24 protein-coding genes are annotated in these 24477 nt (G+C 43.9%); 17 read left to right on the top strand and 7 right to left on the bottom strand.

Annotated features, from left to right (window positions below; all coding sequences use genetic code 11):
• Positions 1 to 114: transposase (locus AB4407_RS19550; protein WP_137408370.1), on the top strand; the 114-nt coding region annotated here is incomplete at its 5' end.
• A 283-nt stretch (positions 115 to 397) separates the two neighbouring features.
• Here AB4407_RS19550 and AB4407_RS19545 read toward each other — a convergent pair.
• The 7 genes from AB4407_RS19545 to AB4407_RS19515 all read right to left on the bottom strand — a co-directional run bounded on the left by AB4407_RS19545 (position 398) and on the right by AB4407_RS19515 (position 9079).
• Positions 398 to 2290 (bottom strand): methyl-accepting chemotaxis protein, encoded by a 1893-nt coding sequence (locus AB4407_RS19545; protein ID WP_372121706.1) that lies wholly within the window; start codon positions 2288 to 2290, stop codon positions 398 to 400.
• 364 nt (positions 2291 to 2654) lie between these two features.
• On the bottom strand, positions 2655 to 3614 hold the full coding sequence (locus AB4407_RS19540; RefSeq protein WP_012603623.1) for an alpha-L-glutamate ligase-like protein: 960 nt from the start codon (positions 3612 to 3614) through the stop codon (positions 2655 to 2657).
• Positions 3615 to 3617: 3 nt separating this feature from the next.
• Positions 3618 to 5123 carry an inactive transglutaminase family protein gene (locus AB4407_RS19535; RefSeq protein ID WP_009846363.1) on the bottom strand — a complete coding sequence of 502 codons (1506 nt, stop codon included), beginning with the start codon at positions 5121 to 5123 and terminating at the stop codon, positions 3618 to 3620.
• 11 nt (positions 5124 to 5134) lie between these two features.
• Positions 5135 to 5887: an ATP-dependent zinc protease gene (locus AB4407_RS19530; RefSeq protein WP_372121705.1), complete on the bottom strand. Its 753-nt coding sequence runs from the start codon at positions 5885 to 5887 to the stop codon at positions 5135 to 5137.
• Positions 5888 to 6152: 265 nt separating this feature from the next.
• A complete protein-coding gene (cmoB, locus tag AB4407_RS19525) occupies positions 6153 to 7124 on the bottom strand; it encodes a tRNA 5-methoxyuridine(34)/uridine 5-oxyacetic acid(34) synthase CmoB (RefSeq protein ID WP_372121704.1) in 972 nt (323 codons plus the stop codon).
• Between the two features lie 181 nt (positions 7125 to 7305).
• Positions 7306 to 8034 (bottom strand): carboxy-S-adenosyl-L-methionine synthase CmoA, encoded by a 729-nt coding sequence (gene cmoA / locus AB4407_RS19520; RefSeq protein ID WP_372121703.1) that lies wholly within the window; start codon positions 8032 to 8034, stop codon positions 7306 to 7308.
• Positions 8035 to 8173: 139 nt separating this feature from the next.
• Positions 8174 to 9079 (bottom strand): DUF72 domain-containing protein, encoded by a 906-nt coding sequence (locus AB4407_RS19515; RefSeq protein ID WP_372121702.1) that lies wholly within the window; start codon positions 9077 to 9079, stop codon positions 8174 to 8176.
• A gap of 314 nt (positions 9080 to 9393) precedes the next feature.
• On the opposite strand from AB4407_RS19515, the gene aspS reads away from it, so the two are divergent.
• The 16 genes from aspS (at position 9394) to nadA (ending at position 24419) form a co-directional block, all read left to right on the top strand.
• Positions 9394 to 11172, top strand: a complete 1779-nt coding sequence (gene aspS / locus AB4407_RS19510) for an aspartate--tRNA ligase (RefSeq protein WP_019821025.1) — start codon at positions 9394 to 9396, stop codon at positions 11170 to 11172.
• A gap of 172 nt (positions 11173 to 11344) precedes the next feature.
• Positions 11345 to 11866, top strand: coding sequence for a crossover junction endodeoxyribonuclease RuvC (gene ruvC / locus AB4407_RS19505; RefSeq protein WP_009846369.1), 522 nt, complete (start codon positions 11345 to 11347; stop codon positions 11864 to 11866).
• Positions 11867 to 12043: 177 nt separating this feature from the next.
• Positions 12044 to 12655, top strand: coding sequence for a Holliday junction branch migration protein RuvA (gene ruvA / locus AB4407_RS19500; RefSeq protein ID WP_372121701.1), 612 nt, complete (start codon positions 12044 to 12046; stop codon positions 12653 to 12655).
• A gap of 103 nt (positions 12656 to 12758) precedes the next feature.
• Positions 12759 to 13775: a Holliday junction branch migration DNA helicase RuvB gene (gene ruvB / locus AB4407_RS19495; RefSeq protein WP_372121700.1), complete on the top strand. Its 1017-nt coding sequence runs from the start codon at positions 12759 to 12761 to the stop codon at positions 13773 to 13775.
• 551 nt (positions 13776 to 14326) lie between these two features.
• Positions 14327 to 15913 carry a cytochrome ubiquinol oxidase subunit I gene (gene cydA / locus AB4407_RS19490; RefSeq protein ID WP_372121699.1) on the top strand — a complete coding sequence of 529 codons (1587 nt, stop codon included), beginning with the start codon at positions 14327 to 14329 and terminating at the stop codon, positions 15911 to 15913.
• A gap of 13 nt (positions 15914 to 15926) precedes the next feature.
• Positions 15927 to 17063 carry a cytochrome d ubiquinol oxidase subunit II gene (cydB, locus tag AB4407_RS19485; RefSeq protein WP_372121698.1) on the top strand — a complete coding sequence of 379 codons (1137 nt, stop codon included), beginning with the start codon at positions 15927 to 15929 and terminating at the stop codon, positions 17061 to 17063.
• A gap of 31 nt (positions 17064 to 17094) precedes the next feature.
• The gene (gene cydX, locus AB4407_RS19480) at positions 17095 to 17202 is read left to right on the top strand and encodes a cytochrome bd-I oxidase subunit CydX (RefSeq protein WP_000270284.1); all 108 of its coding nucleotides are present in this window, start codon (positions 17095 to 17097) and stop codon (positions 17200 to 17202) included.
• Positions 17195 to 17497: a cyd operon protein YbgE gene (ybgE, locus tag AB4407_RS19475; RefSeq protein WP_372121697.1), complete on the top strand. Its 303-nt coding sequence runs from the start codon at positions 17195 to 17197 to the stop codon at positions 17495 to 17497. The genes cydX and ybgE overlap by 8 nt, the downstream gene beginning before the upstream one ends.
• 192 nt (positions 17498 to 17689) lie before the next feature.
• Entirely contained in the window at positions 17690 to 18109 is a 420-nt protein-coding gene (ybgC, locus tag AB4407_RS19470) for a tol-pal system-associated acyl-CoA thioesterase (RefSeq protein WP_372121696.1), read from the top strand.
• Positions 18099 to 18782 carry a protein TolQ gene (gene tolQ / locus AB4407_RS19465; RefSeq protein ID WP_009846377.1) on the top strand — a complete coding sequence of 228 codons (684 nt, stop codon included), beginning with the start codon at positions 18099 to 18101 and terminating at the stop codon, positions 18780 to 18782. Before ybgC ends, tolQ begins: the two co-directional genes overlap by 11 nt.
• 3 nt (positions 18783 to 18785) lie before the next feature.
• On the top strand, positions 18786 to 19229 hold the full coding sequence (tolR, locus tag AB4407_RS19460) for a protein TolR (protein WP_017055068.1): 444 nt from the start codon (positions 18786 to 18788) through the stop codon (positions 19227 to 19229).
• A gap of 13 nt (positions 19230 to 19242) precedes the next feature.
• Positions 19243 to 20310: a cell envelope integrity protein TolA gene (gene tolA, locus AB4407_RS19455; protein ID WP_372121695.1), complete on the top strand. Its 1068-nt coding sequence runs from the start codon at positions 19243 to 19245 to the stop codon at positions 20308 to 20310.
• Between the two features lie 12 nt (positions 20311 to 20322).
• Positions 20323 to 21678, top strand: a complete 1356-nt coding sequence (gene tolB, locus AB4407_RS19450; protein ID WP_372121694.1) for a Tol-Pal system beta propeller repeat protein TolB — start codon at positions 20323 to 20325, stop codon at positions 21676 to 21678.
• 111 nt (positions 21679 to 21789) lie between these two features.
• Positions 21790 to 22332 (top strand): peptidoglycan-associated lipoprotein Pal, encoded by a 543-nt coding sequence (gene pal, locus AB4407_RS19445; RefSeq protein WP_009846381.1) that lies wholly within the window; start codon positions 21790 to 21792, stop codon positions 22330 to 22332.
• Between the two features lie 33 nt (positions 22333 to 22365).
• Entirely contained in the window at positions 22366 to 23148 is a 783-nt protein-coding gene (gene ybgF, locus AB4407_RS19440; RefSeq protein WP_372121693.1) for a tol-pal system protein YbgF, read from the top strand.
• Positions 23149 to 23357: 209 nt separating this feature from the next.
• Positions 23358 to 24419 carry a quinolinate synthase NadA gene (gene nadA / locus AB4407_RS19435; RefSeq protein WP_372121692.1) on the top strand — a complete coding sequence of 354 codons (1062 nt, stop codon included), beginning with the start codon at positions 23358 to 23360 and terminating at the stop codon, positions 24417 to 24419.
• Positions 24420 to 24477: the final 58 nt, after the last annotated feature.

Genomic DNA, 24477 nt, shown 5'->3' with positions numbered 1-24477 from the left:
CTTGAAGGGATAAACAACAAGATAAAGCTAATCAAGCGAATGGGGTATGGATATCGAGATACAGACTACTTCTTCTTAAAGATAAAAGCGGCTTTCCCCGGAAAGCCGCGATGAACCTTTTTTTGTTTGGCAGCTTTGCTGCTTTCGTTATTTTTTGATAAGAGTAAGAGTAAGAGTAAGAGTAAGAGTAAGAGTAAGAGTAAGAGTAAGAGTAAGAGTAAGAGTAAGAGTAAGAGTAAGAGTAGTGTTGATATTACTTCGATTCGTATAACTCAGTCTGAATTTACTATCATACAAAAACCGCCGTCTCAGGAGAGACGGCGGCTTTTACTTAAGCGGTATTTTTTCAAGCCGAAGGTTTTAGTGTTTCGGCTCTTAATGCTTCGTTTATCTAGGATTAGATCTTAAACATCTTAATTGTTTGGTGAAGCTCGTCCGAAACATTATTAACATTTTGCGCTGTTTGTACGTTTTGCTGAACGTCGTCAACAGTTGCACGTGCTAAATCATTTACATTCACTACATTTTCGTTGATTTCAACAGCCACTTGCGATTGTTCTTCTGCTGCTGCGGCAATCTGGTTGTTCATATCTTGAATGTTGCCAATTTCGAGCTGAATGGTATTAAGCATTTCACTCGCTTGATCTGACTTCTCACGGGTCGCTTTAGCTGTCTCTGCGTTTTCAACCATAAGCTCAACAGATTGCTTTGCTTGAGTTTGAAGTGATGAAATCATGGTTTGGATTTCGTTGGTGCTCTCCTGCGTCTTGTTGGCTAGGTTACGTACCTCGTCAGCTACGACAGCGAAGCCACGACCTTGCTCACCCGCTCGAGCCGCTTCAATTGCTGCGTTTAAAGCAAGTAAGTTTGTTTGTTCTGCGATACCTCGAATAACATCAAGTATGCTACCCACGTTTTGAGTTTCTTTTTCTACACCCAAAATAGATTCCTGGACTTGCTCAATATTCGTTACAAGTAAGCTGATTTGTTGGTTCATATCACCCACAGTCTCAAGACCAGACTGAGATGAAAGGCTTGCCTCGTTGGATGATGATGAGGCCTGCATTGCATTTTGAGCCACTTCCGCAACAGTTGCAGTCATCTGATTCATCGCGGTTGCAACTTGTTCCAGCTGCATCATTTGTTCTTCTGATGAGGTGCTTAACTGATTTGACGAGGTCTCAAGAGATGAAGATTGTAATGAGAGAGAGTTTGAAGATTGCTCAATATTACCAATAATACCTTGCAGATTGCCCGCCATCTCAAGAGTTGAACGGTAGATCCCTGTTTCATCACCATTTAATTTAGGGATGTTGGTCAGGTCTCCTGCCGAGATTCGACTAACAAGCGCTTCGATGTATTGTGGCTCTCCGCCAATAGGGCGATACATTAATCGGGTGACTAATAAGAATGTTATTCCGGTTGCCATAACAGCGAAAATTAGACCAACTACAGTATTTATTTTCACCATCGCATTTGAGGGCGCTTCAATGTCGTCCCAACTTGCCCAAGCCCAAATATTCCAACCTAATGACTCAATTTGAGACGAAACGACATAAAAGTCGCCTTTATCTGGAACATTGTAAGAGTGCTCACTGGTCATCTTACTACCGTGTTCACGGTATGATGGTCGAAGATCGTAGATATTTTTGCCAATAAAATCTTCATAGCTAGCGGCAACAAGGAAACCGTCTTGACGAGAGACAAATAAGTTTGGCACTTCAGATAGCTCGTTTATATAGTCTGTAATATCACTCATTTTAAGACTAAGACCGATAACTGCTTTCGTTTCGCCTCTCGCTTTAAAAGGGATAACAACCGACATAGTTAAATGCCCTGTTGTTGCTAGATAAGGGTTAGTTACAGAGCGTTTTGCACCTGAAAAGCCTAAATTGAACCATTCGCGTTGTTTTTGCTTAGCATTAAAATTAGGAATGATACCTTGATTTTTAACGTCGTAAGTTTTGCCATCAGGAAGACCGATATAAATATTAAGAACACCAAGAGATTCTTGACTTTTCGTCATCATTTTCAACAGCATCGGGTTGATCATGATGTTACCGGATCTATCAGTATGGATACTGGTTGAAATACTTTCCAAAGCGCCGAAATACGCTTCCATTTTCCCTTCTACAGCTTTGGCTACAAGAAACGATTTCGTAGACAAGTTATGACGGTAGTCATCCGTGGTGGCAGACTTAAATTCGAAATATCCTATCGTGGATATAACTAAAATCGTTAAACAGATTAGGCCGCTAATTGTTAGCATAATCTTATTTTTGACGGTCATCAGAGCATTTCCTTAACAGTTGTTGCTTATTTTATTGACTAAATTATCCGTATGCTAACATAGGGTTACAAATTATTTGCTAGTCGTTTTGTAAGGGAAAATCGTTACAAATAGGTAGCGTGAATACTTATGCGTGGGATTTGCCGTGGATAGGGTATCTACACAAATTTGATGGGTTTTAATTAATTTTTATGGGGTGATTTTTTGTACTTTCGAGGCGAAATTAGCACAGATACTTACATTTCTATCTATATTTTTGGTGAATGTATTGCAGGGATGAGCGTATAGAAAGGATTGGGATGTTAGGGGAGATAACCCCAAACACCCCAAATTTTGGCTTAAAATTTGAGTGACAAAATTTTGACTAGTTGTGACCGAACTGTTTTGCAGCGTAAGCAACACGCTCCGCAGGTTTTGGATATTCAGCAGGCGTGCCAAGGTTTTCAATATGATGCAGTCTAGGAAGTAGCCCCGCGCCGTTCGCGATTTGGATAGCTAAACCAGGTCGAGCATTAAGTTCTAGTACCATAGGGCCTTCTTCTTGGTCTAATACCATGTCAGTACCCATATAGCCTAGGCCCGTCATTTCCCAAGCACTTGATGCTAGAGTTAACAGCTTTTCCCAGTGAGGAACTTGTAATAACGCGAGTTCTTTACCCGTATCTGGATGGTGTGTAACAGGCTGATCGAACTGAACCGCTCGAACCGCTTTACCTGTCGCAATATCTATACCCACACCAACAGCACCTTGGTGCAAGTTAGCTTTACCATCTGAATCTGAAGTGGACAGACGCATCATCGCCATCACAGGGTAGCCTTTAAATACGATGATTCGTACATCTGGCACACCTTCGTAGCTGAAGCCTTCAAAACACTCATCAAACTTGATGAGGTTTTCAACTACGGCCACATCGTTCTTGCCACCCAGTGAGAAAAGGCCCGCGAGCGCGTTACTGATATGGCGCTCTACATCTTCTTCATTGATAGTAGAACCCGATGGTTTGGTGTAAACCCCGTCTTTATGAGAGATCACAACCAGGATGCCTTTACCACCACTGCCTTGAGCGGGCTTGATTACAAAACCCGGCCACTCTTTAACCATCTTATGGATTGTTTTTACTTCAGCCTGGTGGCTAATAACGCCAATAAGTTTTGGCACGGTGGCGCCAGCCTGTTCAGCAATGATTTTAGTCTTAAGCTTGTCATCAACGAGTGGGTACTTGGAACGATCATTGTAGCGGCCAATATAACTATGGTTACGCTTGTTCATTCCCATTATGCCTTTGTCTTTCAACTTAAACGGTGAAGTAAATTGATCAAACATAACTTAGTCCTCCGCTAGCGGTTTAAAGCGACGAAGCTCGGTTAGACGGTAGCCTGTGTAGTTACCTAATAACAAGATGGTCGCTAGAATAACAAGCTGTAAACCAATAAAGTTAAACGTTAAGTGCTGAATGAACGGGTTAGTCATACCTAAGTAAACAAGCACCGCGGTAAATAGAGAGCCGCCACCTTGAAGTACAACTTCTTTCGCGCCTTCTTCCTCCCAAAGGATAGACATACGTTCGATAGTCCAAGACAAGATAATCATTGGGAAGAACGTAATTGATAGGCCTTCTGTAAGTCCGATTTTAAACGCGACTACAGTAAATATCGAGATAATCATAATTACTGTAATAATTACAGCGGATATCCTGGCCACGAGCAATAGGTTGAGTTTGGATAAGTAACTTCGTATTACAAGGCCGGTACCGACAATCAGTAGGAAGCCAACAATACCGGTAACCAACTGTGTTTGAACGAATGCCACGGCAATCAGAACGGGCATGAACGTACCAGAAGTCTTAAGACCTATGATGACACGTAGGAACACAACAATCAGAGCACCGATAGGAATCAGCATGATGGTTTTAAACATCGCTTGCTCTTCTAGCGGCAGACTATGAATGGAAAGGTTTAACAGTTGATCCGCTGATACTTTACTGTTCGTTGCTTCAGTTGGAGTAACTTCCTGAGCAATCATAGAGAAGTGAACTTTACTGTTCTGACCGCCAACCACGTCTAATAGAGATACATTTGATTCATCCCAAATTAGCAGGTTTGGTTGAACTTGCTGCTCGCTTGATTCAGGAGAGAATAGAACCCACTGGTTATTATCCCAAATTTGGTTCATGTGTTGGATTGATTGGCGACGACGTCCGTCTTCCAGTTCAATAACACCGACGACTTTGTTGTGGATTTTAGCGGCAGAAAGTAGCTTGTGTGTCGCTTCCACTTTGGTCATGTTATTCAGAATCAGCGCTGAGTTTTGGCTATCTGGATCGTTAAGCGTTTTGATTAACTCACGAGTAAAGGTGATGTTGTCTGCTGAGCGCTTGGTTGCTCTGTCAATCAAAGCAAGGGCCGCGGCTTCTTCAGGGCCATCAAAGCTTGGTTGAGCCACATCACCTTCTGGAGGTGTTGAGGTAACGTTCGCTTGGCTATCGACTAAGAACTGTGTCTTGTAGTAGATAGTCTGAGGACCATCTGCGTGACGAATTGACCACTCAGCACGGCGACCTGAATCTGTATTCAAGTATGAAATGCCGTAGCCTGGTGATGAAGCTGACTCGCCGATAAGTGTAAAGTTAGACTGTGTGTGAGGTGCGGCTAGTGAAACTTTTGCTTCTTTGCCCACAGCATTGAATTCGATACGAGCTTCAATGTCCCAAACCTGATTAGTTTCGCCTGGAGTCCAGGGTACACCGTAGGTTGTATGTCTGAACATACTCAGAGTTATACCTGCCACGATGAGCAGGAATATAGAAATATAAAATGGAATTCTTGACGTCATAGCTTACCCTACTATTGTGATTTAACTTCCGTTTGTACGTACTCTTTACTTACATCTACTAGCGCTATGTCTTTGATAAATTCGCGCCCTAGTAATACAGGGTGACTCATTTGAGATCGATCCGCCAATGTAAATTGTGCTTTTTCATGGATTTTTCCGACTTTTACCCATAATTCGATCACAGCGCGACGTTCTGTCTGGTCATTGGTTGACTGACGGATTTTCACATAACGTACAACGGGCGCTTCGATCCATTTTTGGTCTTCTTTTGCTTGTGCTTTATCTGCCAAATGGAACTTAACCCAATCTTTACCGTTGCGTTCGAATTCTTTGATGTCGACAGCATTTAAAGAAGAGGTGGTTGCGCCAGTATCAACACGAGCATCGAAGCTTTGTTTGATAGAGTCGATTGATACTTTTTCAATGCCGCCTAGAATAGTCGGCTGTGATGTAGGAGCGGTAGGTGCAGCTGCAGCTGCAACGGCAACAGGCTCGGCTTCTTTTAGCTCTTCAATGACCCTGTGTTCCATGCTGGTTAGGTGTACATCTAACTGGCTAGAAAGGGTGATGATTTCGTCTTCTAAGCTTTCAATGTAATCACTTTGATTACTGACTTGCAGTTCAAGATTTTGAACCTTGTTTGCGATGTTTGTCTCTGAGCGGGAAATAGCGTCGAGAGTTTCTTGATGGTAGGTAGCACCGCTCGTGAGGGTGCAACCAGAGAGCAAACCAACCGCCACGATAGGCGATAATCGCTTAAACATATAAAAACCTTTGGAAATTAGAGAGTAGTTCAGACTATTTAGAAGTTTATCCCACAAAAAAGGATGCGTGAAGCATCCTATTGTAAGAGTCTGGTCATATTGAATCGCAATGTGAGCGCTACGAAAATTATTGTCACTTAAGGGCGCTCACTTATTAAACATGAGCGCAACTTTTGTACAATTAGTTCTCTTTTTTATCAAAATTCCCACATATAAATAACGGTGGCTGTATGACGACAGAGCTTATGGTTTTGTGTAACAGAGCTTAAGGTTTTGTCGCTACTAGAATCGCACGCCTTGGTGCTGGGTGACCTTCTACGGTTTTACTTGGATCATTAGGGTCTAAGTAATCCGGTAGAGAGTTGTGTGTCATCCATTCTGTGGTGCGTTGTTCGCCAATCGTTGTGACATTTTCGTCAACGATACGCACATCTTCAAAGCCGACCTGTTCAAGCCAGCGTTTCAATGCGCGAGCAGATGGGAAGAAGTACACGTTTCTCATTTGCGCGTAGCGGTCAACAGGCACAAGAACAGCGTTTTCGTCACCTTCAATCACTAACGTTTCTAGTACCAGTTCGCCACCAGATACCAATTGGTCTTTCAATTGGATCAAATGATCGAGCGGTGAACGGCGGTGGTAAAGCACACCCATGCTGAATACAGTGTCGTAAGCTTCCAGTTTTGGTAGCTGTTCAATACCTAGAGGCAATAGGTGAGCGCGTTGGTCGTCGCCCATCAGCTTACGGATAGCTTCAAACTGAACAAGGAAAAGGTGCGACGGGTCGATACCGACGGTCAAACGAGCGCCTTCACCTAGCATGCGCCACATGTGGTAGCCGTTGCCACAACCTACATCGAGAACCGAACGGTTTTTCAATGGAGAGATATGTGGAAGCACACGATCCCATTTCCAGTCGCTGCGCCATTCTGTATCGATATGAATGTCGTGAACTGTGTAAGGGCCTTTGCGCCAAGGGTGGAATGTCTTTAATAGGCTCTCTAGCTTTTTAAGTTCACCCGTTTGAAATGGTGTGCTGCTGCCGATAGTCACAGAGTTCTTTAAATCAACTTGATCAGGCACGCCTTGCGGGATCTTATTCAGTGCACGTAACCAACGGTCAAAGTCACCGTGTTCTGCATTTTGCCAATCCGTCAGCTGTTGAGGAAGAACATTAAGCCACGGCTGAAGGCGAGTGTCTTGGGCAATGAGTTGATAAAAATTGGCAAAATTAAACATAGTTTTTCACTGAGTTAATAGGGGCAATAAACCCTAAAATAGAAATTAAATTTGTCATTCCCTACAGTGAGGGGCGAACATGATAGGGAGTCTCGGTTTATCGTACTTGATAGAGATCCCCAACTCGCTCGTTCCTCGCTCTTGAGGATGACGTTTAGTACGATCTGACTGGGTATTTGCGCTACTTAATCGCGAACATAGAACCGAAGTTGAAGCATTGGAACCACACTTCGCTGCTTGAGAAGCCAATCTTATTAAAGCGTTCTTTATGAACAGAGATAGAGTCAGGACGCATCACGTTTTCAATCGCACTACGTTTTTGGCTCACTTCTAGTTCGCTGTATCCGTTAGCGCGCTTGAAATCATGGTGTAGGTCGATAAGCAGTTCATTTGAGCTTTCGTCTTCGAATACGTACTTTTCAGATAGGATTAAGATCCCGCCCGGGCGCAAGCCAGCATGGATTTTCTCAAGCAATGCGTATCGATCGTCCGGAGAAAGGAATTGCAGCGTAAAATTAAGCACCACGACAGAAGCGTCTTTGATTTCCACTTCACGGATATCAGCTTCAATCACTTCTACCGGTGTGTCACTGCGGTAAGCATTGATATGCAATTTGCAGCGCTCAACCATGGCTTCTGAATTATCGATAGCGAAAATCGTGCAGCCTTCTTGTTGAATGTGACGACGCATTGAAAGCGTCGCAGCACCAAGCGAGCAGCCAAGATCGTAAATATTTGAATGTGGCTTTACAAAGCGTTCAGCCAGCATACCGATTGCAGAGATGATATTGCTATAACCAGGCACCGAGCGTTGAATCATATCCGGAAATACTTCAGCAACCCTTGCATCAAAGGTGAAGTCTCCAATTTTATCAATAGGAGCGGAAAAGATATTGTCTGTGTTGCTCATGGCATTTTCTCTCGACAGTCAGCGTAATTGGCACAAAATTCATACCAAATAAAAGGGGACGTATTTTACGTAAAAAAAGCGCGGCTGTCACGAAAACTGAGATTGATGAAAGTGAACGCTTGTTAGTAGTTGTTTACTATCAAAACATCGAGATTTGATGGTCGCCTTTCTGAGCTGGAAATTGAGCAAGATCGGGCAATGATAATGACGTATTTTCAGACACTTGCTTTTGCAATAGTTCGTAAATAGCCATCGCGAGTTCAGGTGCATGGTTATTGTCTGGGGTGTGAATCATTAAATACGGTTGTTTTCCTTCACTGAGCCAGTTTGGGATTTTGCTAAACCAAGGCTTAAAAAACTCGATGTTCGGCTCTTGGTCTGGGTGGCCAATAAAGCGAATCATCGGGTTGTTGGCAGTCGCTATAGCATGAACAGGAACACGCGGCTTTTTCTGATGCGCATCGATCACCGCCTCTGTGGTTGGTGGTGCGGAGAAAACAGGACGGCTATCCATAATGATGCGATTGATCCCTTCTTCTATTAACCAATGATTGAAACGTTTTTCGGCATCGCCTTTATCAAAGAAACCAAGGTGACGAACTTCAACGGCAAGCTGCATCTCTTTTGGAAACAAGGTACAAAATTTTTGCAAGGCAGGGAGCATGCTGGGTTCGAAGCTGTGGGGTAATTGAATCGTCCACTGACCAATGCGATCATGCAGGGGTGACATGGTCATCAAGAACTCTTTTAGCTCTGCTTGGCAGTGTCTGAGTTGTTGCTGGTGGGTAATGAATTTGGGCAACTTAAAAGTAAACCTGAAATCATCGTGACTGGCGGCTTTCCAGTGATGGACCGTTGAGACGCTGGGAGTTGCGTAGAAAGTCGTGTTGCCTTCGACGGTATGAAAAACTTGGGTGTACTTTTCCAAGCGCTCAGCAGGTTTTGTTCCTTTACCATAGAACTGACTTTGCCACTCAGAATGAGACCACATAGTTAATCCAAGTCTTAAAGGTAAATTTTCTGTTGCTATTACACGATCATCCATCTATTACACCGTTAATTATCACGCCATCAGTCATTACAAAACGTTTTTAAGTTGAAACGAAAAACTACTGTACGAGACTTTTGCCGATTAAGGTACTTTCGAGATATAATTAACGCAATTTTTTCGGTTTTGATGAATCTTTGCGCACTTGATGGGCTAAAAAGCAGCAAAGCCACATAAAACACAATAAATTCGAATGTGGAAGGTCGATTTTAAGCGAGTTTCCGCGTATAAATGTTCCTTTGCTCTGTTGTGTGGAATGACCACTGACAGCTTGGAAACTAGTAAATAATTAAGAGATTGGGAAATTCATTATGCGTACCCATTACTGTGGTAACCTGAACAAGTCCCTGGCGGGACAAACTGTAGAATTGTGCGGCTGGGTAAACCGTCGCCGTGATTTAGGCGGTCTTATCTTTATTGATATGCGTGATCGTGAAGGCATCGTTCAGGTTGTTGTCGATCCAGATATGAAAGATATCTTCCCGATCGCTAACCAACTGCGTAATGAATTCTGTATCAAGTTTACTGGTGAAGTACGCGTTCGTCCGGACAGCCAAGTAAATAAAGACATGGCGACGGGTGAAGTTGAGCTTTACGCAACTGGCCTTGAGATCATCAACCGTTCAGAAGCGCTTCCACTAGACTTCAACCAAACGAACTCTGAAGAGCAGCGTCTTAAGTACCGTTACATCGATCTTCGTCGTCCAGAAATGAGCGACCGTATCAAGCTTCGTGCGCGTGCTTCTAGCTTCGTTCGTCGTTTCCTAGACGAGAACCTATTCCTAGACATCGAAACGCCAGTACTAACGAAAGCGACACCAGAAGGTGCTCGTGATTACCTAGTACCAAGCCGTGTTCACAAAGGTAGCTTCTACGCACTTCCTCAATCTCCTCAGCTGTTCAAGCAACTGCTGATGATGTCTGGTTTTGACCGTTACTACCAAATCGTTAAATGTTTCCGTGATGAAGATTTACGTGCTGACCGTCAGCCTGAATTTACTCAGATCGATATCGAAACATCTTTCATGACTTCTCAAGAAGTACGTAACGTGACTGAGAAGCTTGTTCACGATATGTGGAAAGAACTTCTAGATGTTGAACTAGGCCAATTCCCAGTAATGCCTTTCTCTGAAGCGATTCGCCGTTTCGGTTCTGATAAGCCAGATCTACGTAACCCACTAGAGCTAGTTGACGTTGCTGATTTAGTTAAAGACGTTGAGTTCAAAGTATTCTCTGGCCCGGCTAACGACGAAAAAGGTCGCGTAGCGGTTATCCGTGTTCCAGGTGGTGCTAAGCTAACTCGTAAGCAAATCGACGGTTATGCTGAACACGTAAACATCTACGGCGCTAAAGGCCTAGCTTGGATGAAGGTTAACGACCGTGCTGCAGGCATGGAAGGTATTCAATCTCCAGTTGCTAAGTTCTTAAGCGAAGACGTAATCAACGGTATTCTAGATCGCACTCAAGCTGAATCTGGCGATATCATTCTGTTCGGCGCGGACAAAGCGGGCATCGTTGCTGAAGCAATGGGCGCACTTCGTCTTAAACTAGGTACTGATCTAGAGCTAACAGACACATCTGCTTGGGCTCCACTGTGGGTTGTTGACTTCCCAATGTTCGAAGAAGACGGCGAAGGTAACCTACACGCAATGCACCACCCATTCACATCGCCACTAGGTGTGAACGCGGAAGAGCTTAAAGCAAACCCAGCAGCAGCAAACTCTGATGCATACGACATGGTCATCAACGGCTACGAAGTAGGCGGCGGTTCTGTACGTATTCATAACGCAGAAATGCAAACAGCGGTATTCGGTATCCTAGGTATCGAAGAACAAGAGCAACAAGAGAAGTTCGGCTTCCTTCTTGAAGCGCTTAAGTACGGCACGCCACCACATGCAGGCCTAGCATTCGGTCTTGACCGTCTAGCAATGCTACTTTGTGGTACTGAGAACATCCGTGACGTTATCGCATTCCCGAAAACGACAGCTGCAGCATGTCTACTAACAGACGCGCCAAGCCTAGCGAACCCAGCATCACTGGAAGAGCTAGCAATCGCAGTTAAATTGGCAGAGAAAAAAGAGCAAGCGTAAGCCTGTTATCTTTTCTTGTTGATGAAGAGATCCTAGTTGGTAGAGAGCTCTTAATTAATTAGCCAAGACTTGCCAGTAAATTAGAAAATGCCCGTTAATTTGACGGGCATTTTTTTTTGCGTTCGATATACTAAGCTCATAAAGCATGTATAAATAATCAGTATTTGAAGTTATGTCTATTATCTTAGGGATTGACCCTGGCTCACGCATTACCGGTTACGGTGTTATTCGTCAAAATGGCCGCCACCTATATTACTTAGGGAGTGGTTGTATTCGTACTTCCGAAAAAGAATTGCCGGGTCGATTAAAACAGATTTATGCCGGTGTGAGCGAAATCATCACTCAGTTCCAGCCGGATGTGTTTGCGATCGAGCAGGTTTTCATGTCGAAGAACGCTGACTCTGCACTTAAGCTTGGACAAGCTCGAGGTAGCGCGATAGTGGCAGCGGTGAATGCAGACTTGCCTGTACATGAATATGCGGCTCGTTTGATCAAACAAGCTGTAACAGGTAATGGTGGCGCTGACAAGTCGATGGTTCAGAACATGGTGATGAGCATGCTCAAGCTACCTGCTAAACCACAGGCTGATGCTGCCGATGCTCTCGGCGTAGCGATCACTCACGCTAACACCAATAAAACCTTGGTTGCACTGGCAGGTAAAGCGACAGGCGCGAGAAAAGGACGCTACCGTTAATCTAGGCCGTGACGTTTTCTAACAACCAGAGCCATTTGTTTTCCAAGCATATAGTTTTCAAGGCATGTAGCTTCCCAAGCCTTAATAATTCACTTCAAAAAAACACAAAGAACTGGATAAGTATCCAGTTCTTTTATATTCTGTCCTCCAAATTAAATTCCATCAAGAGAGTGAATTGTGATCGGACGTCTACGCGGTACATTAATAGAAAAACAGCCACCAGAATTATTGATTGAAGTCAGTGGTGTTGGTTATGAAGTTCAAATGCCAATGAGCTGTTTTTATGAATTACCAAACGTTGGCGAAGAGGCAATTATCTACACTCACTTTGTTGTTCGTGAAGATGCACAACTGCTTTATGGCTTCAACACAGTTAAAGAACGTGCGCTGTTCCGTGAAGTCATTAAAGCGAATGGTGTTGGCCCTAAACTTGGCCTTGGTATTCTTTCCGGTATGACGGCGAGTCAGTTTGTTCAGAGTGTTGAACGTGAAGATATTTCTACGCTAGTGAAACTGCCGGGTGTGGGGAAGAAAACCGCAGAACGTTTGGTTGTTGAAATGAAAGACCGCCTGAAAGGGTGGGGCGCAGGTGACCTGTTTACTCCAGCGACGGATTCAGCTCCTATTGACTCTATGCCAGCGGTGCACGACGCGGAAGAAGAAGCGGTAAGTGCGCTACTTGCATTAGGCTACAAGCCGACTCAAGCTTCTAAGGTGGTTTCTCAAGTAGCTAAAGATGGCATGACCAGCGAACAGTTGATTCGCGAAGCTCTGAAATCGATGGTTTAATACCCAATATACTTGTTCTACAAAATAGACTCACTCACTTTGCCTTTACACAGAATCAAGAAGCGCAGAGTCAACAAGAGCATAGTTAGGAATAGCAGAATTTATGATTGAAGCCGATCGCCTTATTGCACCGGACAACCCAGTATTCAAAGATGAAGATGTCATTGATCGTGCAATACGCCCTAAAGCACTGGCTGACTATCAAGGTCAGGATCACGTCCGTGGTCAGATGGAAATTTTCATCAAAGCAGCTCAACTTCGTAATGAGGCGCTCGATCATCTGTTGATATTTGGTCCTCCTGGCTTGGGTAAAACCACCTTGGCGAACATCGTTGCCAATGAAATGGACGTTAACATTCGCACCACTTCAGGGCCTGTATTAGAGAAAGCAGGTGATTTGGCGGCATTGCTGACTAACCTTGAAGAAAATGATGTGCTGTTCATAGATGAGATCCACCGTTTAAGCCCTGTGGTTGAAGAGGTGTTGTATCCAGCGATGGAAGATTACCAACTGGATATCATGATTGGTGAAGGTCCTGCGGCACGTTCAATCAAGATCGACCTCCCACCTTTCACTTTGATTGGCGCGACGACTCGTGCTGGTTCTCTGACGTCTCCGCTGCGTGACCGTTTTGGTATTACCCAGCGTCTTGAGTACTATAAAGTTGAAGATTTACAAAACATCGTTCAACGAAGTGCTGATTGTCTTGGTCTTTCTATGGAATCGCAAGGGGCGTTAGAAGTTGCTCGTCGAGCTCGTGGTACGCCACGTATTGCTAACCGTTTACTGCGCCGTGTTCGTGACTATGCGGAAGTGAAAGGCGATGGACATATTTGCCCAGACGTGGCGGATAAGGCACTCAACATGTTGGACGTTGATGCCAAAGGTTTCGACTACATGGATAGAAAGCTTTTACTTGCGATTATGGAGAAGTTTGGTGGTGGTCCGGTTGGTATAGATAACATGGCTGCGGCGATTGGTGAAGAAAGAGATACCATTGAAGATGTGTTAGAGCCTTATTTGATTCAGCAAGGTTATTTACAGAGAACGCCAAGAGGCCGAATCGCGACCGATAGAGCGTATTTACACTTCGGCATCGATAAACCATCTAATCGTTAATTTATTCATTTTTAAAGATCCCAGTTGCATAAGCGCTGGGATTTTTTGCTTTTTATTGAATAACATCTCTTTGAGCGAGTCGATAAAAAAGCTGAATAGCTTCCTCAAAAATGAAAACTTTGATTTCACGTTTGAATGGAGTAACAAAAAATGAAATAAGCTGTCATGTTTTTTGTTAATACTTTATGGGTAGTTGTAATTCATATGTTGATGCGGTGCTGAGCTTTTGTCACGGATATCATGTGCTGCTATTAATAGAGACATAATTGGTGTGATTTTAATCATAACTGTTCAAAAATAACTCTAATTTGCTTAAATAAAATTGATACAAATCAACGCAAGGTTCTCCTATAAACCTTTTGAAACATACTGATTTTACCAGTAATATTAGCGCTAGCTATATTAGCTCATGCTTAACAATAATCTAACTATAACGGTACGTTTTTACTACAAATTTCAATTTGTAATAACAATCTCATGAATTGTTTTAACACTGATTTTTGCGGTGAATAATCACACAAGTGTCATTCAGCCGACACAAAGGAGTTACCATGATTGATGTTGTTGATTTGTCGCGATTGCAATTTGCATTTACAGCGATGTATCACTTCCTATTTGTTCCACTGACTTTAGGTATGGCATTTCTACTTGCCATTATGGAGTCAGTTTATGTAATGACTGGCAAGCAAATTTACAAGGACATGACTAAGTTCTGGGGTAAATTGTTTGGTATTAACTTTGCTCTTGGTGTAGCGACAGGCTTAACCATGGAGTTCCAATTCGGTACTAACTGGTCATACTATTCTCACTATGTTGGCGACATCTTTGGTGCTCCGCTGGCTATCGAAGCGCTTGTTGCATTCTTCTTAGAGTCTACTTTTGTTGGTCTTTTCTTCTTCGGGTGGGAGAGATTGTCAAAGCGTCAGCACTTAGCGGTAACGTGGTTAGTAGCTCTTGGGTCTAATTTCTCAGCGCTTTGGATCTTGGTAGCTAACGGCTGGATGCAAAACCCAGTGGGTGCGGAATTTAACTTTGAAACTATGCGTATGGAAATGGTGAGCTTCGCTGAAGTGGTACTAAATCCGGTGGCGCAGGTTAAATTCGTACACACAGTGGCGGCTGGTTACACTACGGGTGCAATGTTCATTCTTGGTATCAGCTCATACTATATTCTTAAAGGTCGTGATCTTGCCTTTGCTCGTCGCTCTTTTGCGATTGCAGCATCTTTTGGTATGGCAGCAATCTTGTCAGTAATCGTACTCGGTGATGAATCTGGTTATGAGCTTGGTGATGTTCAAAAAGTGAAGCTAGCAGCAATTGAAGCTGAATGGCACACTGAAGAAGCACCGGCCGCGTTCACTGTAATTGGCCTTCCGAACCAAAAAACTATGGATACAGACTACGCTATTCAGATCCCTTACGTTATGGGGATTATGACGACTCGTTCTTTTGATAAAGAAGTAACAGGGCTACGCGACTTACGCGATGAACACGTTGATCGCATTCGTACTGGTATGTATGCGTATGAACTGCTTGAAAAGCTACGTGGTGGTGATCGTTCAGAAGAGAATAAAGCGGCATTTGATGAGGTAAAAGTCGACTTAGGTTACGGTTTGCTTCTTAAAAAGTATACAGACAACGTTGTTGATGCAACAGAAGAGCAAATCCAAATGGCTGCGGATGATTCTATCCCAACAGTTTGGCCTCTGTTCTGGTCATTCCGTCTAATGGTTGCTTGTGGTGTGGTTATGTTGTTTGTATTCGGTGCGGCGTTTGTTCAAACGTGTCGTCAGAAGATCGAACAGAAACCATGGGTACTTAAAGCGGCGCTATTCTCAATCCCACTACCTTGGATTGCGATTGAAGCAGGTTGGTTTGTTGCTGAATTTGGTCGTCAACCATGGGCGGTTGGTGAAATCCTGCCGGTTAACGTTGCTGCATCGGCACTGACTATTGAACAGCTTTGGACTTCTCTATTCGCGATTCTTGCACTGTACACCGTGTTCTTGATTGCTGAAGTTTACCTAATGCTGAAATTCGCACGTAAAGGTCCAAGTAGCTTAAAGACAGGCCGTTACCACTTCGAACAAAACGATAACTCTGTTGAAGACAAAGTTAGCCGTTCAGTTGAAGTATAAGTGAGGGAATATTATGTTTGATTACGAAAGCTTACGACTTATTTGGTGGGTATTGATCGGTGTTCTACTGGTTGGTTTCGCCGTAACTGATGGCTTTGATATGGGTGTTGCAGCTCTGTCTCCTGTTATCGGTAAAAGCGACACTGAACGTCGTATTATGCTGAATACTATTGCCCCTCACTGGGATGGCAACCAAGTATGGCTTATCACGGCTGGTGGTGCATTGTTCGCTGCATGGCCACTTGTTTACGCGACGTCTTTCTCTGGTTTCTACTTCGCAATGTACGTGACGCTAGCAGCACTTTGGCTACGTCCACTTGCTCTTGATTACCGTTCAAAGATTGAAGAACCAAAATGGCGTAAGGCTTGGGACTACGCACTTTGCTTCAGTGGTGCAGTTCCGCCAATCATCTTCGGTGTAGCATTTGGTAACCTACTGCAAGGTGTTCCATTCGAGCTGAATTACCTGATGATGTCTAAGTATCATGGTACGTTCTTCGCTTTGCTAAACCCGTTTGCATTGCTATGTGGCGTGTTGGCTCTGATGTTATTCGTGATGCAAGGTGCAACATGGCTTCAAATGAAGACAACAGAAGAACTGCACAGCCGCGCACGTAACGTTGCTCAGATCACTGGCCTAATTGCTATTGCTCTGTTCGTTATCGGTGGTTTCTGGGTTCAATCTATCGAAGGCTATGTGATTACAAGCACTATCGATACGTTTGCTGATTCAAACCCACTAAATAAAGAAGTATCACTTCAAGTTGGTGCTTGGATGACAAACTTCGAAACATATCCAGCAATGTGGGCTGCGCCGATTCTTGGTGTAGTAATGCCACTGCTTGCTGTGATTGCATCTCGCTTTGAGCGTGGTGGTTTCGCATTCTTGTTCTCAAGCTTATCTAACGCTGGTGTTATCTTAACGGCTGGTTTTGCAATGTTCCCATTCGTAATGCCATCAAGCCTGAACCCTAACCATAGTTTGACTATGTGGGATTCAACAGCAAGTGAGCTAACGCTTGGTCTTATGACTGGAGTTGCGGCGGTAATGGTTCCTGTGATTCTTGGCTACACAACGTGGACATACTACAAAATGTTCGGTCGCCTAGATAAGAAACACATCGAAGATAACGACGTTTCAGCTTACTAAGCTAGAAGTGAAATAACTTAGGAGAAATTTTATGTGGTATTTCGCATGGATTTTGGGTGTACTTCTAGCATGTGCATTCGGCATCATCAATGCTCTATGGCTAGAGCATTCAGAAATGATGGACAAAGACAGTGAGTAATCTCGCAGAGCAAGTTGCTAAGCTGCATCAACCAATGGATAAGACTCTCTTAAGAGCTTTATCCCTATTAATCGGTTTCATGCATGTTGGTTTGGTAATGTGGGATCCTGAAGCGTATGCGACAAGCATCGGTGGCTTTAACGCGATCATCGGGCCAATGTTTATTTGGGCAGTATGCTCAAGCATGGTTTACGGTATCGGATTTAAGCCAAGAGCTTGGATGTGGCAGCTGCTGTTTAGCCCGTACGTTTCGCTCACAATTTTGCTCTACCTAACCGTATTGCGCCTTATCTAAATAAGGCTGTGGACTAGGTTTATAACAAAGTAAACCTAGGTAACTGTTGGGTTTTTAGTCAAAAAGAGGTCGTCTTATACAGATGGCCTTTTTTTTCGTCTCCAAACTCAAAAAATTCACTGCGATATACTATTAATGATAATGAGTTAGGTTATAGTAATCTCTTTACCGTTTTAGGGTTGTGGAATCAATTTGCAGGGATTATCGAAGCCGTTTACGTGGCCAGTAACCGTATATTACGAAGATACCGATGCCGGTGGCGTGGTGTACCATTCTAACTATCTCAAATTTTTTGAACGCGCTCGAACTGAGATGTTGCGCTCAATTGGCGTTTCTCAGCAGGTATTATTAGAACAAAACATCGGTTTTGTAGTCCGACATATGGACATCGATTTTATTCAAGGCGCGCGCCTTGATGATTCTTTACAAGTCATTACAAATATTTACGAGTTGAAGCGAGCGACCTTGGTCTTCTGTCAAGAGATCGTAAATCCTGATGGCAAAGCATTGTGTAAAGCAATAGTTAAGGTAGCATGTATCGACAATCAAAAAATGAAACCCAAAGCAATGCCAACATTTATTCTCACGGAGCTAACGAATAGTGACTGCTGAAATCTCAATCTTAGGCCTAATTTTAGAAGCTAGCTTACTAGTTAAGATGGTCATGCTAATTCTCATGGGCATGTCTGTTGTTTCTTGGGCGATGATCATCAAACGAAGCAAAGTATTATCTCAAGCGACTAAACAAACTGACGTGTTTGAAGATAAGTTCTGGTCTGGTGTTGATCTCGCTAAATTGTATCAAGAGAGTAATAAGCGCAAAGACGAACTCTCTGGTACTGAAGAGATTTTCTACGCAGGCTTCACAGAGTTTGCTCGCCTTCGAAAATCAAATGCAGCATCTCCAGACTTCATAATGGAAGGCACTGGTCGTGCAATGCGTGTTGCGGTTGCCCGCGAAGTTGATGAACTGGAAACGAACTTGCCTTTTTTGGCGACTGTCGGTTCTATTAGCCCATACATCGGCCTATTTGGTACGGTTTGGGGCATCATGCACTCATTCATCGCATTAGGTGAAGTGAAGCAAGCGACATTAGCAATGGTTGCTCCTGGTATTGCAGAAGCGCTGATCGCAACAGCAATGGGCTTATTCGCGGCAATACCAGCCGTGATGGCGTATAACCGTTTTAGTAGCCGAGTTGGTAAGCTAGAGCACAACTACGCTACTTTCTCTGAAGAGTTCCATAGCATTCTTCACCGTCAAGCGATGGCTGGCAGGGAATAATAGATGGCCGGATACCAACCTAAAAAACGCAAAATGACAGCAGAGATTAACGTTGTACCTTACATCGACGTTATGCTTGTTTTGCTGATCATTTTTATGGTGACTTCGCCGTTTGTGACTCAAGGCGTAGATGTTGAATTGCCTCAGGCTTCAACGGCCAAATCGGCGCAAGATCTATTGGGTGACGACAACGCGAGTTTCATTATCGTTGAAGTGAACAAAGATGGTGAGCTTGGTTTGAGCGTTAATAACGAAGAGGTTCAGCGAGGCTTGTCTCTGGAAGATATTATCGTCCGAGTGAAAGCTGAGTTGTCTTTGAAGCCTAATTCTCCAGTGGCGGTGGGCGGTGATGCCGCAACGCCTTACGCTGAAGTGGTTTTATTACTTGATGAATTAAGCCGTGCAGGTGTGCCAAAGGTTGGCCTTTTAACGGATATAAGGGAATAGCTCCGTAGCATTCATGAAAGCGAATAATAAAAAATCCAATAATTTCAGATCACCGCTTCTTATTTCTCTTGCGCTGCACGTCGTTTTATTCGTTGCGCTCATTTGGGGAGCGGATTTCACCATGTCAGAGCCAAAGCCTACAGGGCAGATGGTTCAAGCTGTGGTGATTGATCCTCAGTTGGTTCGCCAGCAAGCTCAACAGATTCGTCAACAACGAGAAGCAGCGAGCAAGAAAGAGCAAGAGCGTTTAGATAAGCTAAGACGTGAAAGTGAACGACTGGAAAAGAATCGTAAAGCGGAAGAAGAAAACATTCGAAAGCTGAAAGAAAAGCAAGCTAAAGAAGCCAAAGCGGCTCGCGACGCGGAAAAGCGTCGAGTTGAAAATGAAAAGCAACGTAAAGTTGAAGAGGCTCGCTTAAAACAAGAGAAAAAGAAAGCCGCTAAAGCAGAAGCTGATCGTAAGTTGAAAGAAGCCGCGGTTGTAAAAGCTGAAAACGAGCGTAAAGCCAAAGAAGCTGCCATTGAGAAAGCCGAACAAGAACGCGTGGCAAAAGAAAAAGCCGCGCAAGAAGCTGCAGAAAAAGCTCGCAAAGAAAAAGAAGCTGCTGAGCGAGCTGAAAAGCAACGTATAGCGAAAGAGAAAGAAGCCGCAGCTGCAGCAGAGAAAGCTCGCAAGGCGAAGGAAGCGGCAGCAAGAGCGGAAAAAGAGCGCAAACAGCAAGAAGCGGCATTGAATGATATCTTTGCTGGCCTTGAAACTGAAGCAACTCAAAACTCTTCAGCCAGACAACAATTTATTAGTGATGAAGTGCAGCGTATTGGTGCTATCTATACCCAGCTGATTCAACAAAACTTGTTGTTAGAAGACAGCTACAGAGGTCGTTCATGTAGAGTGAATCTTAAGCTTATTCCTGCCGGTTCAAGCGCTATTTTGGGTAGTTTGAGTATCTTAGATGGCGACAACCGTTTATGCGCAGCAACCAAGCGTGCCGTGGCACAAGTACAAACTTATCCATTGCCTAAAGACCCAGACATTGTGAACAAAATTAAAGACATCAACTTAACTGTATCACCAGAGTAAAAGGACGAACTTGTGTTAAAGAAACTATTACTGAGTTTTGTTTTCTTAATAGCGACAAGCAGCCAGTTTGCCCATGCGGCACTGGAGCTGGTTATTACAGATGGTATTAACTCTGCACGACCTATCGCTATTGTCCCTTTCCGTTGGGAAGGCGCAGGACCATTGCCACACGATGTGTCAGCAGTTATCGCTTCTGACTTACAACGCAGTGGTAAATTCAGCCCAGTTGCGACAAGCAAAATGCCTCAAACGCCTTACAGTGAAACAGAGGTCGACTTTGATGCTTGGACCAACCTAGGTGTTGATTCATTGCTAACCGGCTCTATTTCTCCAAACCCCAATGGTACTTATACAATCAGTTACCAGTTAATTGACACTATTCGTGGGCAATTGACGAAAGGTCATAGTAAAGGGCTAAATGATGATGGCCATTTGGTTCGTACTATGGATCATGTTCTATTTCATAAAGTGAAGCGTGATTTATCGGCAACGGACTTGCGCCGATACGCGCACCGCATCTCTGATTTAGTGTATGAAGAGCTAACGGGTGAGAAAGGGGCGTTTCTAACGCGTATTTCTTACGTAGTTGTGAACGACAAAGACAAGTACCCGTACCAACTTCGTGTTGCTGACTACGATGGCTTTAACGAGCGTTTAGTACTTCGTTCTAAGCAGCCTCTAATGTCACCTGCATGGTCACCAGACGGTAAAACGCTGGCTTATGTGAGTTTCCAAAATGGCCAAGCGGAAATATTCATTATGAATATTTACACGGGTGAGCGCGAGAAAGTGACGTCATACCCTCGTCATAATGGTGCGCCAAGATTCTCGCCAGATGGTAAAACATTGGCGTTGGTATTGTCGAAAACAGGCAGTCTTCAGGTGTACACACTCGACCTTGCTAGCCGTAAGCTGACTCAAATTACCCGCGGTCGTTCTAACAATACTGAACCATTCTGGCACCCAGATGGCAAGTCTCTAATTTTCACATCGGATCGTGGTGGTAAACCACAGATTTATAATGTAAATTTGTCAAATAATTCGACATCTCGTATTACTTGGCAAGGTAGCCAAAACTTAGGTGGCCAGATCACACCTGATGGACGATTCCTGATTATGGTTAATCGTAGCAACTCGGGTTTTAACTTGGCTAAACAAGATTTGGAAACCGGTGCGGTTCAGGTGCTAACAAAAACATTGTTAGATGAATCTCCAAGTATTGCACCGAATGGAGGTATGGTTATCTATAGCTCTATTTACAATAAAACAAACGTACTATCGATGGTTTCTATCGACGGTCGTTTTAAGGCTAGATTACCGGCAACGAACGGACGCGTAAGAGCGCCTTCGTGGTCACCGTTTCTCTAGTTGATTTGATACATTCTTTTAGCTATTGATAGTGTTAACTATTGTGGCATTTAACTATCTATAGCACTTAGTCGCTGTAGAAACTAAGTTTGATAACGTAAGGAAAAAAAGATGCAACTTAACAAAGTTCTTAAAGGCTTGATGATTGCACTACCAGTGATGGCAGTAACGGCATGTAGCTCAACTGATGAAGCAACTTCTGCAACATCTGGCACAGAAAGCAACCAAACTACTTCTGGTTCAGAAGGCAACGTAGATACAACTGTTGTAACGCCAATTGACGCTAACGGTCAACTGTCTGAGCAAGAGCTTAAAGAGCAAGCGCTACGCGAAACTCAAACAATCTACTTCGCATTCGACAACTCTACTATCGCTGGCGACTACGAAGAAATGCTTGCAGCTCACGCAGCATACCTAGTTAAGAACGTTGATATGAACGTTACTGTTGAAGGTCATGCTGATGAGCGCGGTACTCCTGAGTACAACATCGCACTTGGTGAGCGTCGTGCACAAGCTGTAGCGAAATACCTACAAGCTCTAGGTGTTCAAGCAGACCAAATCTCTATCGTAAGCTACGGTGAAGAGAAGCCACTTCTTCTAGGTCAATCTGAAGACGTGTACGCTAAAAACCGTCGTGCAGTACTAGTTTACTAATTTCAGTAGGCTATATAATTGAGGAATTGCCTCATGTTCAGTAACACAAAGCGAGTCATTTTGCTTTCGTTACTGGCAAGTGCAGCGAACACTACGTTCGCTGCACCAGCTCCAGTATCCGATCTCAATAGCACCGCAACAAATTCATCATCTTCCTCTCGATCAGCATCTAACGAATCAGATATTGAGCGTTTAGAGCGCTTGCTTCAAAATCGTAATCTCGTTCAGCTTCAAATGCAGCAGCAAATCGACGATATGGCACTGGAGATCAGTGAACTTCGTGGTGAGTTGGAGCGAAACAGCTACGATATGAAACACATGCTCGAGCGCCAACGTGAATTGTTCATTGAACTGGATCGTGTGAGAGGCGAGGTGAAAGCAGCAGGAACAGCAACGGTAGCAGTAGCAGCGAGCGAAGGCTCTAAGGATGCTTCTGGTACGTTCAGTACTGATGTTGATGAGCAAACCGCTTATCAAAATGCTGTAGATATGATTCTAAAGCAGAGAGACTACACGGGTGCGATTGCAGCATTCCAAAAGTTTCAAAAAGACTTCCCAGACTCGACCTTCACGCCTAACACCCATTATTGGTTAGGTCAGCTTTATTTCGCTAAAAAGCAAGATAAGGAAGCTGTGAAGAGCTTTGCCGCTGTTGTGTCATACAAAGACTCCAACAAGCGCTCTGATGCTCTGGTTAAGCTTGGTGACATAGCTACGCGTAACAACAACGCGACGCAAGCTAAGAAATATTACCAGCAAGTTGTAACCGAGTACCCAAACAGTGCTTCGGCTAAAGTGGCTAAAACCCACTTGTAAACAAAATAGGGGTGCTCAGGTACCTCTTTTTTATATCTGAACACTTTCGATTTGTGCCTACTTCTCTTCTTTGTAATGCCAACGCATCACTTTGTTTATGCGTTTTAAGCATTAGTTAGTTATCGCTTGAAACCAATCCTTTTTGATCCCAATCGCTGTCCTGTGTAGAATACTCTAATTCTCGGAAGAAGTTGCGTAGAGCAAGAGCAATGAGTCATATACTAGATAAAATCGATACAGTTTACCCGTTTCCGCCTAAGCCAGTTCCACTGAGCGACGCTCAGAAGCAGGCCCACATCGCAAACATCAAAACACTACTTCAAGAAAAAGATGCAGTTCTAATTGCACACTACTATACAGATCCTGAAATTCAGGCTCTGGCTGAAGCAACAGGTGGTTTTGTTGGCGATTCATTAGAAATGGCTAAGTTTGGTAACCGCCACTCGGCAAGCACTTTGATCATCGCTGGTGTTCGTTTTATGGGTGAGTCTGCAAAGATTCTTACTCCTGAAAAACGCATTCTAATGCCAACACTAGAAGCCGAATGTTCTCTCGATCTTGGCTGTCCTGCAGACAAATTCACAGAGTTTTGTGATGCTCACCCTGACCATACAGTGGTTGTCTACGCGAATACCTCTGCGGCTGTTAAGGCTCGTGCAGACTGGGTAGTTACGTCGAGCATAGCCCTAGAAATCGTTGAAAGCCTAGATGCTGAAGGCAAACCCATTATTTGGGGCCCAGACCGTCACCTAGGTTCTTACATCGCAAATCAAACCGGCGCTGACATGTTGCTTTGGCAAGGTGAGTGTATCGTTCATGATGAGTTCTCAGCTGATGCTTTGAAGAAAATGAAATCGGTATACCCAGAAGCGGCTATTTTGGTTCACCCAGAATCACCAGCAAGTGTCGTTGAACTGGCGGATGCTGTAGGTTCAACAAGCCAACTGATCAAGAAAGCAAAAGAGTTGCCTCATCCACAGATGATTGTTGCTACTGACAAAGGTATCTTCTTCAAGATGCAGCAATTGGTTCCTGAAAAAGAACTGATTGAAGCGCCAACGGCTGGTGCTGGTGCAACTTGTCGTAGCTGTGCACACTGCCCTTGGATGGCAATGAACGGCCTTGAAGCGATTGAAAATGCGCTTGAGAATGGTGGTGAGCAACACGAGATCTTCGTTTCTGACGAGCTACGTGTAAAGTCTCTTGTCCCATTGAACCGCATGCTAGATTTTGCAGAGCAGTTAAATGTGCAGGTAAAAGGTAACGCGTAAGCCGTTCTTTTATCTAATCAACAAAAAACCAGCCGAGTGCTTAATGCCGTTCACTTAA

It is taken from the genome of Vibrio sp. 10N.261.46.E11, assembly GCF_041472735.1.
Lineage (GTDB): Bacteria > Pseudomonadota > Gammaproteobacteria > Enterobacterales > Vibrionaceae > Vibrio.
Note: the sequence above shows the minus strand (reverse complement) of the source record. Positions and strands in the feature narration are given on the sequence as shown.

What these genes read in the sequence shown, in the direction of transcription:
- AB4407_RS19545 (WP_372121706.1), bottom strand. Translation starts at nt 2,290, where the DNA reads ATGACCGTCAAAAATAAGATTATGCTAACAATTAGCGGCCTAATCTGT.
- AB4407_RS19540 (WP_012603623.1), bottom strand. Translation starts at nt 3,614, where the DNA reads ATGTTTGATCAATTTACTTCACCGTTTAAGTTGAAAGACAAAGGCATA.
- AB4407_RS19535 (WP_009846363.1), bottom strand. Translation starts at nt 5,123, where the DNA reads ATGACGTCAAGAATTCCATTTTATATTTCTATATTCCTGCTCATCGTG.
- AB4407_RS19530 (WP_372121705.1), bottom strand. Translation starts at nt 5,887, where the DNA reads ATGTTTAAGCGATTATCGCCTATCGTGGCGGTTGGTTTGCTCTCTGGT.
- cmoB (WP_372121704.1), bottom strand. Translation starts at nt 7,124, where the DNA reads ATGTTTAATTTTGCCAATTTTTATCAACTCATTGCCCAAGACACTCGC.
- cmoA (WP_372121703.1), bottom strand. Translation starts at nt 8,034, where the DNA reads ATGAGCAACACAGACAATATCTTTTCCGCTCCTATTGATAAAATTGGA.
- AB4407_RS19515 (WP_372121702.1), bottom strand. Translation starts at nt 9,079, where the DNA reads ATGGATGATCGTGTAATAGCAACAGAAAATTTACCTTTAAGACTTGGA.
- aspS (WP_019821025.1), top strand. Translation starts at nt 9,394, where the DNA reads ATGCGTACCCATTACTGTGGTAACCTGAACAAGTCCCTGGCGGGACAA.
- ruvC (WP_009846369.1), top strand. Translation starts at nt 11,345, where the DNA reads ATGTCTATTATCTTAGGGATTGACCCTGGCTCACGCATTACCGGTTAC.
- ruvB (WP_372121700.1), top strand. Translation starts at nt 12,759, where the DNA reads ATGATTGAAGCCGATCGCCTTATTGCACCGGACAACCCAGTATTCAAA.
- cydA (WP_372121699.1), top strand. Translation starts at nt 14,327, where the DNA reads ATGATTGATGTTGTTGATTTGTCGCGATTGCAATTTGCATTTACAGCG.
- cydB (WP_372121698.1), top strand. Translation starts at nt 15,927, where the DNA reads ATGTTTGATTACGAAAGCTTACGACTTATTTGGTGGGTATTGATCGGT.
- cydX (WP_000270284.1), top strand. Translation starts at nt 17,095, where the DNA reads ATGTGGTATTTCGCATGGATTTTGGGTGTACTTCTAGCATGTGCATTC.
- tolR (WP_017055068.1), top strand. Translation starts at nt 18,786, where the DNA reads ATGGCCGGATACCAACCTAAAAAACGCAAAATGACAGCAGAGATTAAC.
- tolA (WP_372121695.1), top strand. Translation starts at nt 19,243, where the DNA reads ATGAAAGCGAATAATAAAAAATCCAATAATTTCAGATCACCGCTTCTT.
- pal (WP_009846381.1), top strand. Translation starts at nt 21,790, where the DNA reads ATGCAACTTAACAAAGTTCTTAAAGGCTTGATGATTGCACTACCAGTG.
- ybgF (WP_372121693.1), top strand. Translation starts at nt 22,366, where the DNA reads ATGTTCAGTAACACAAAGCGAGTCATTTTGCTTTCGTTACTGGCAAGT.
- nadA (WP_372121692.1), top strand. Translation starts at nt 23,358, where the DNA reads ATGAGTCATATACTAGATAAAATCGATACAGTTTACCCGTTTCCGCCT.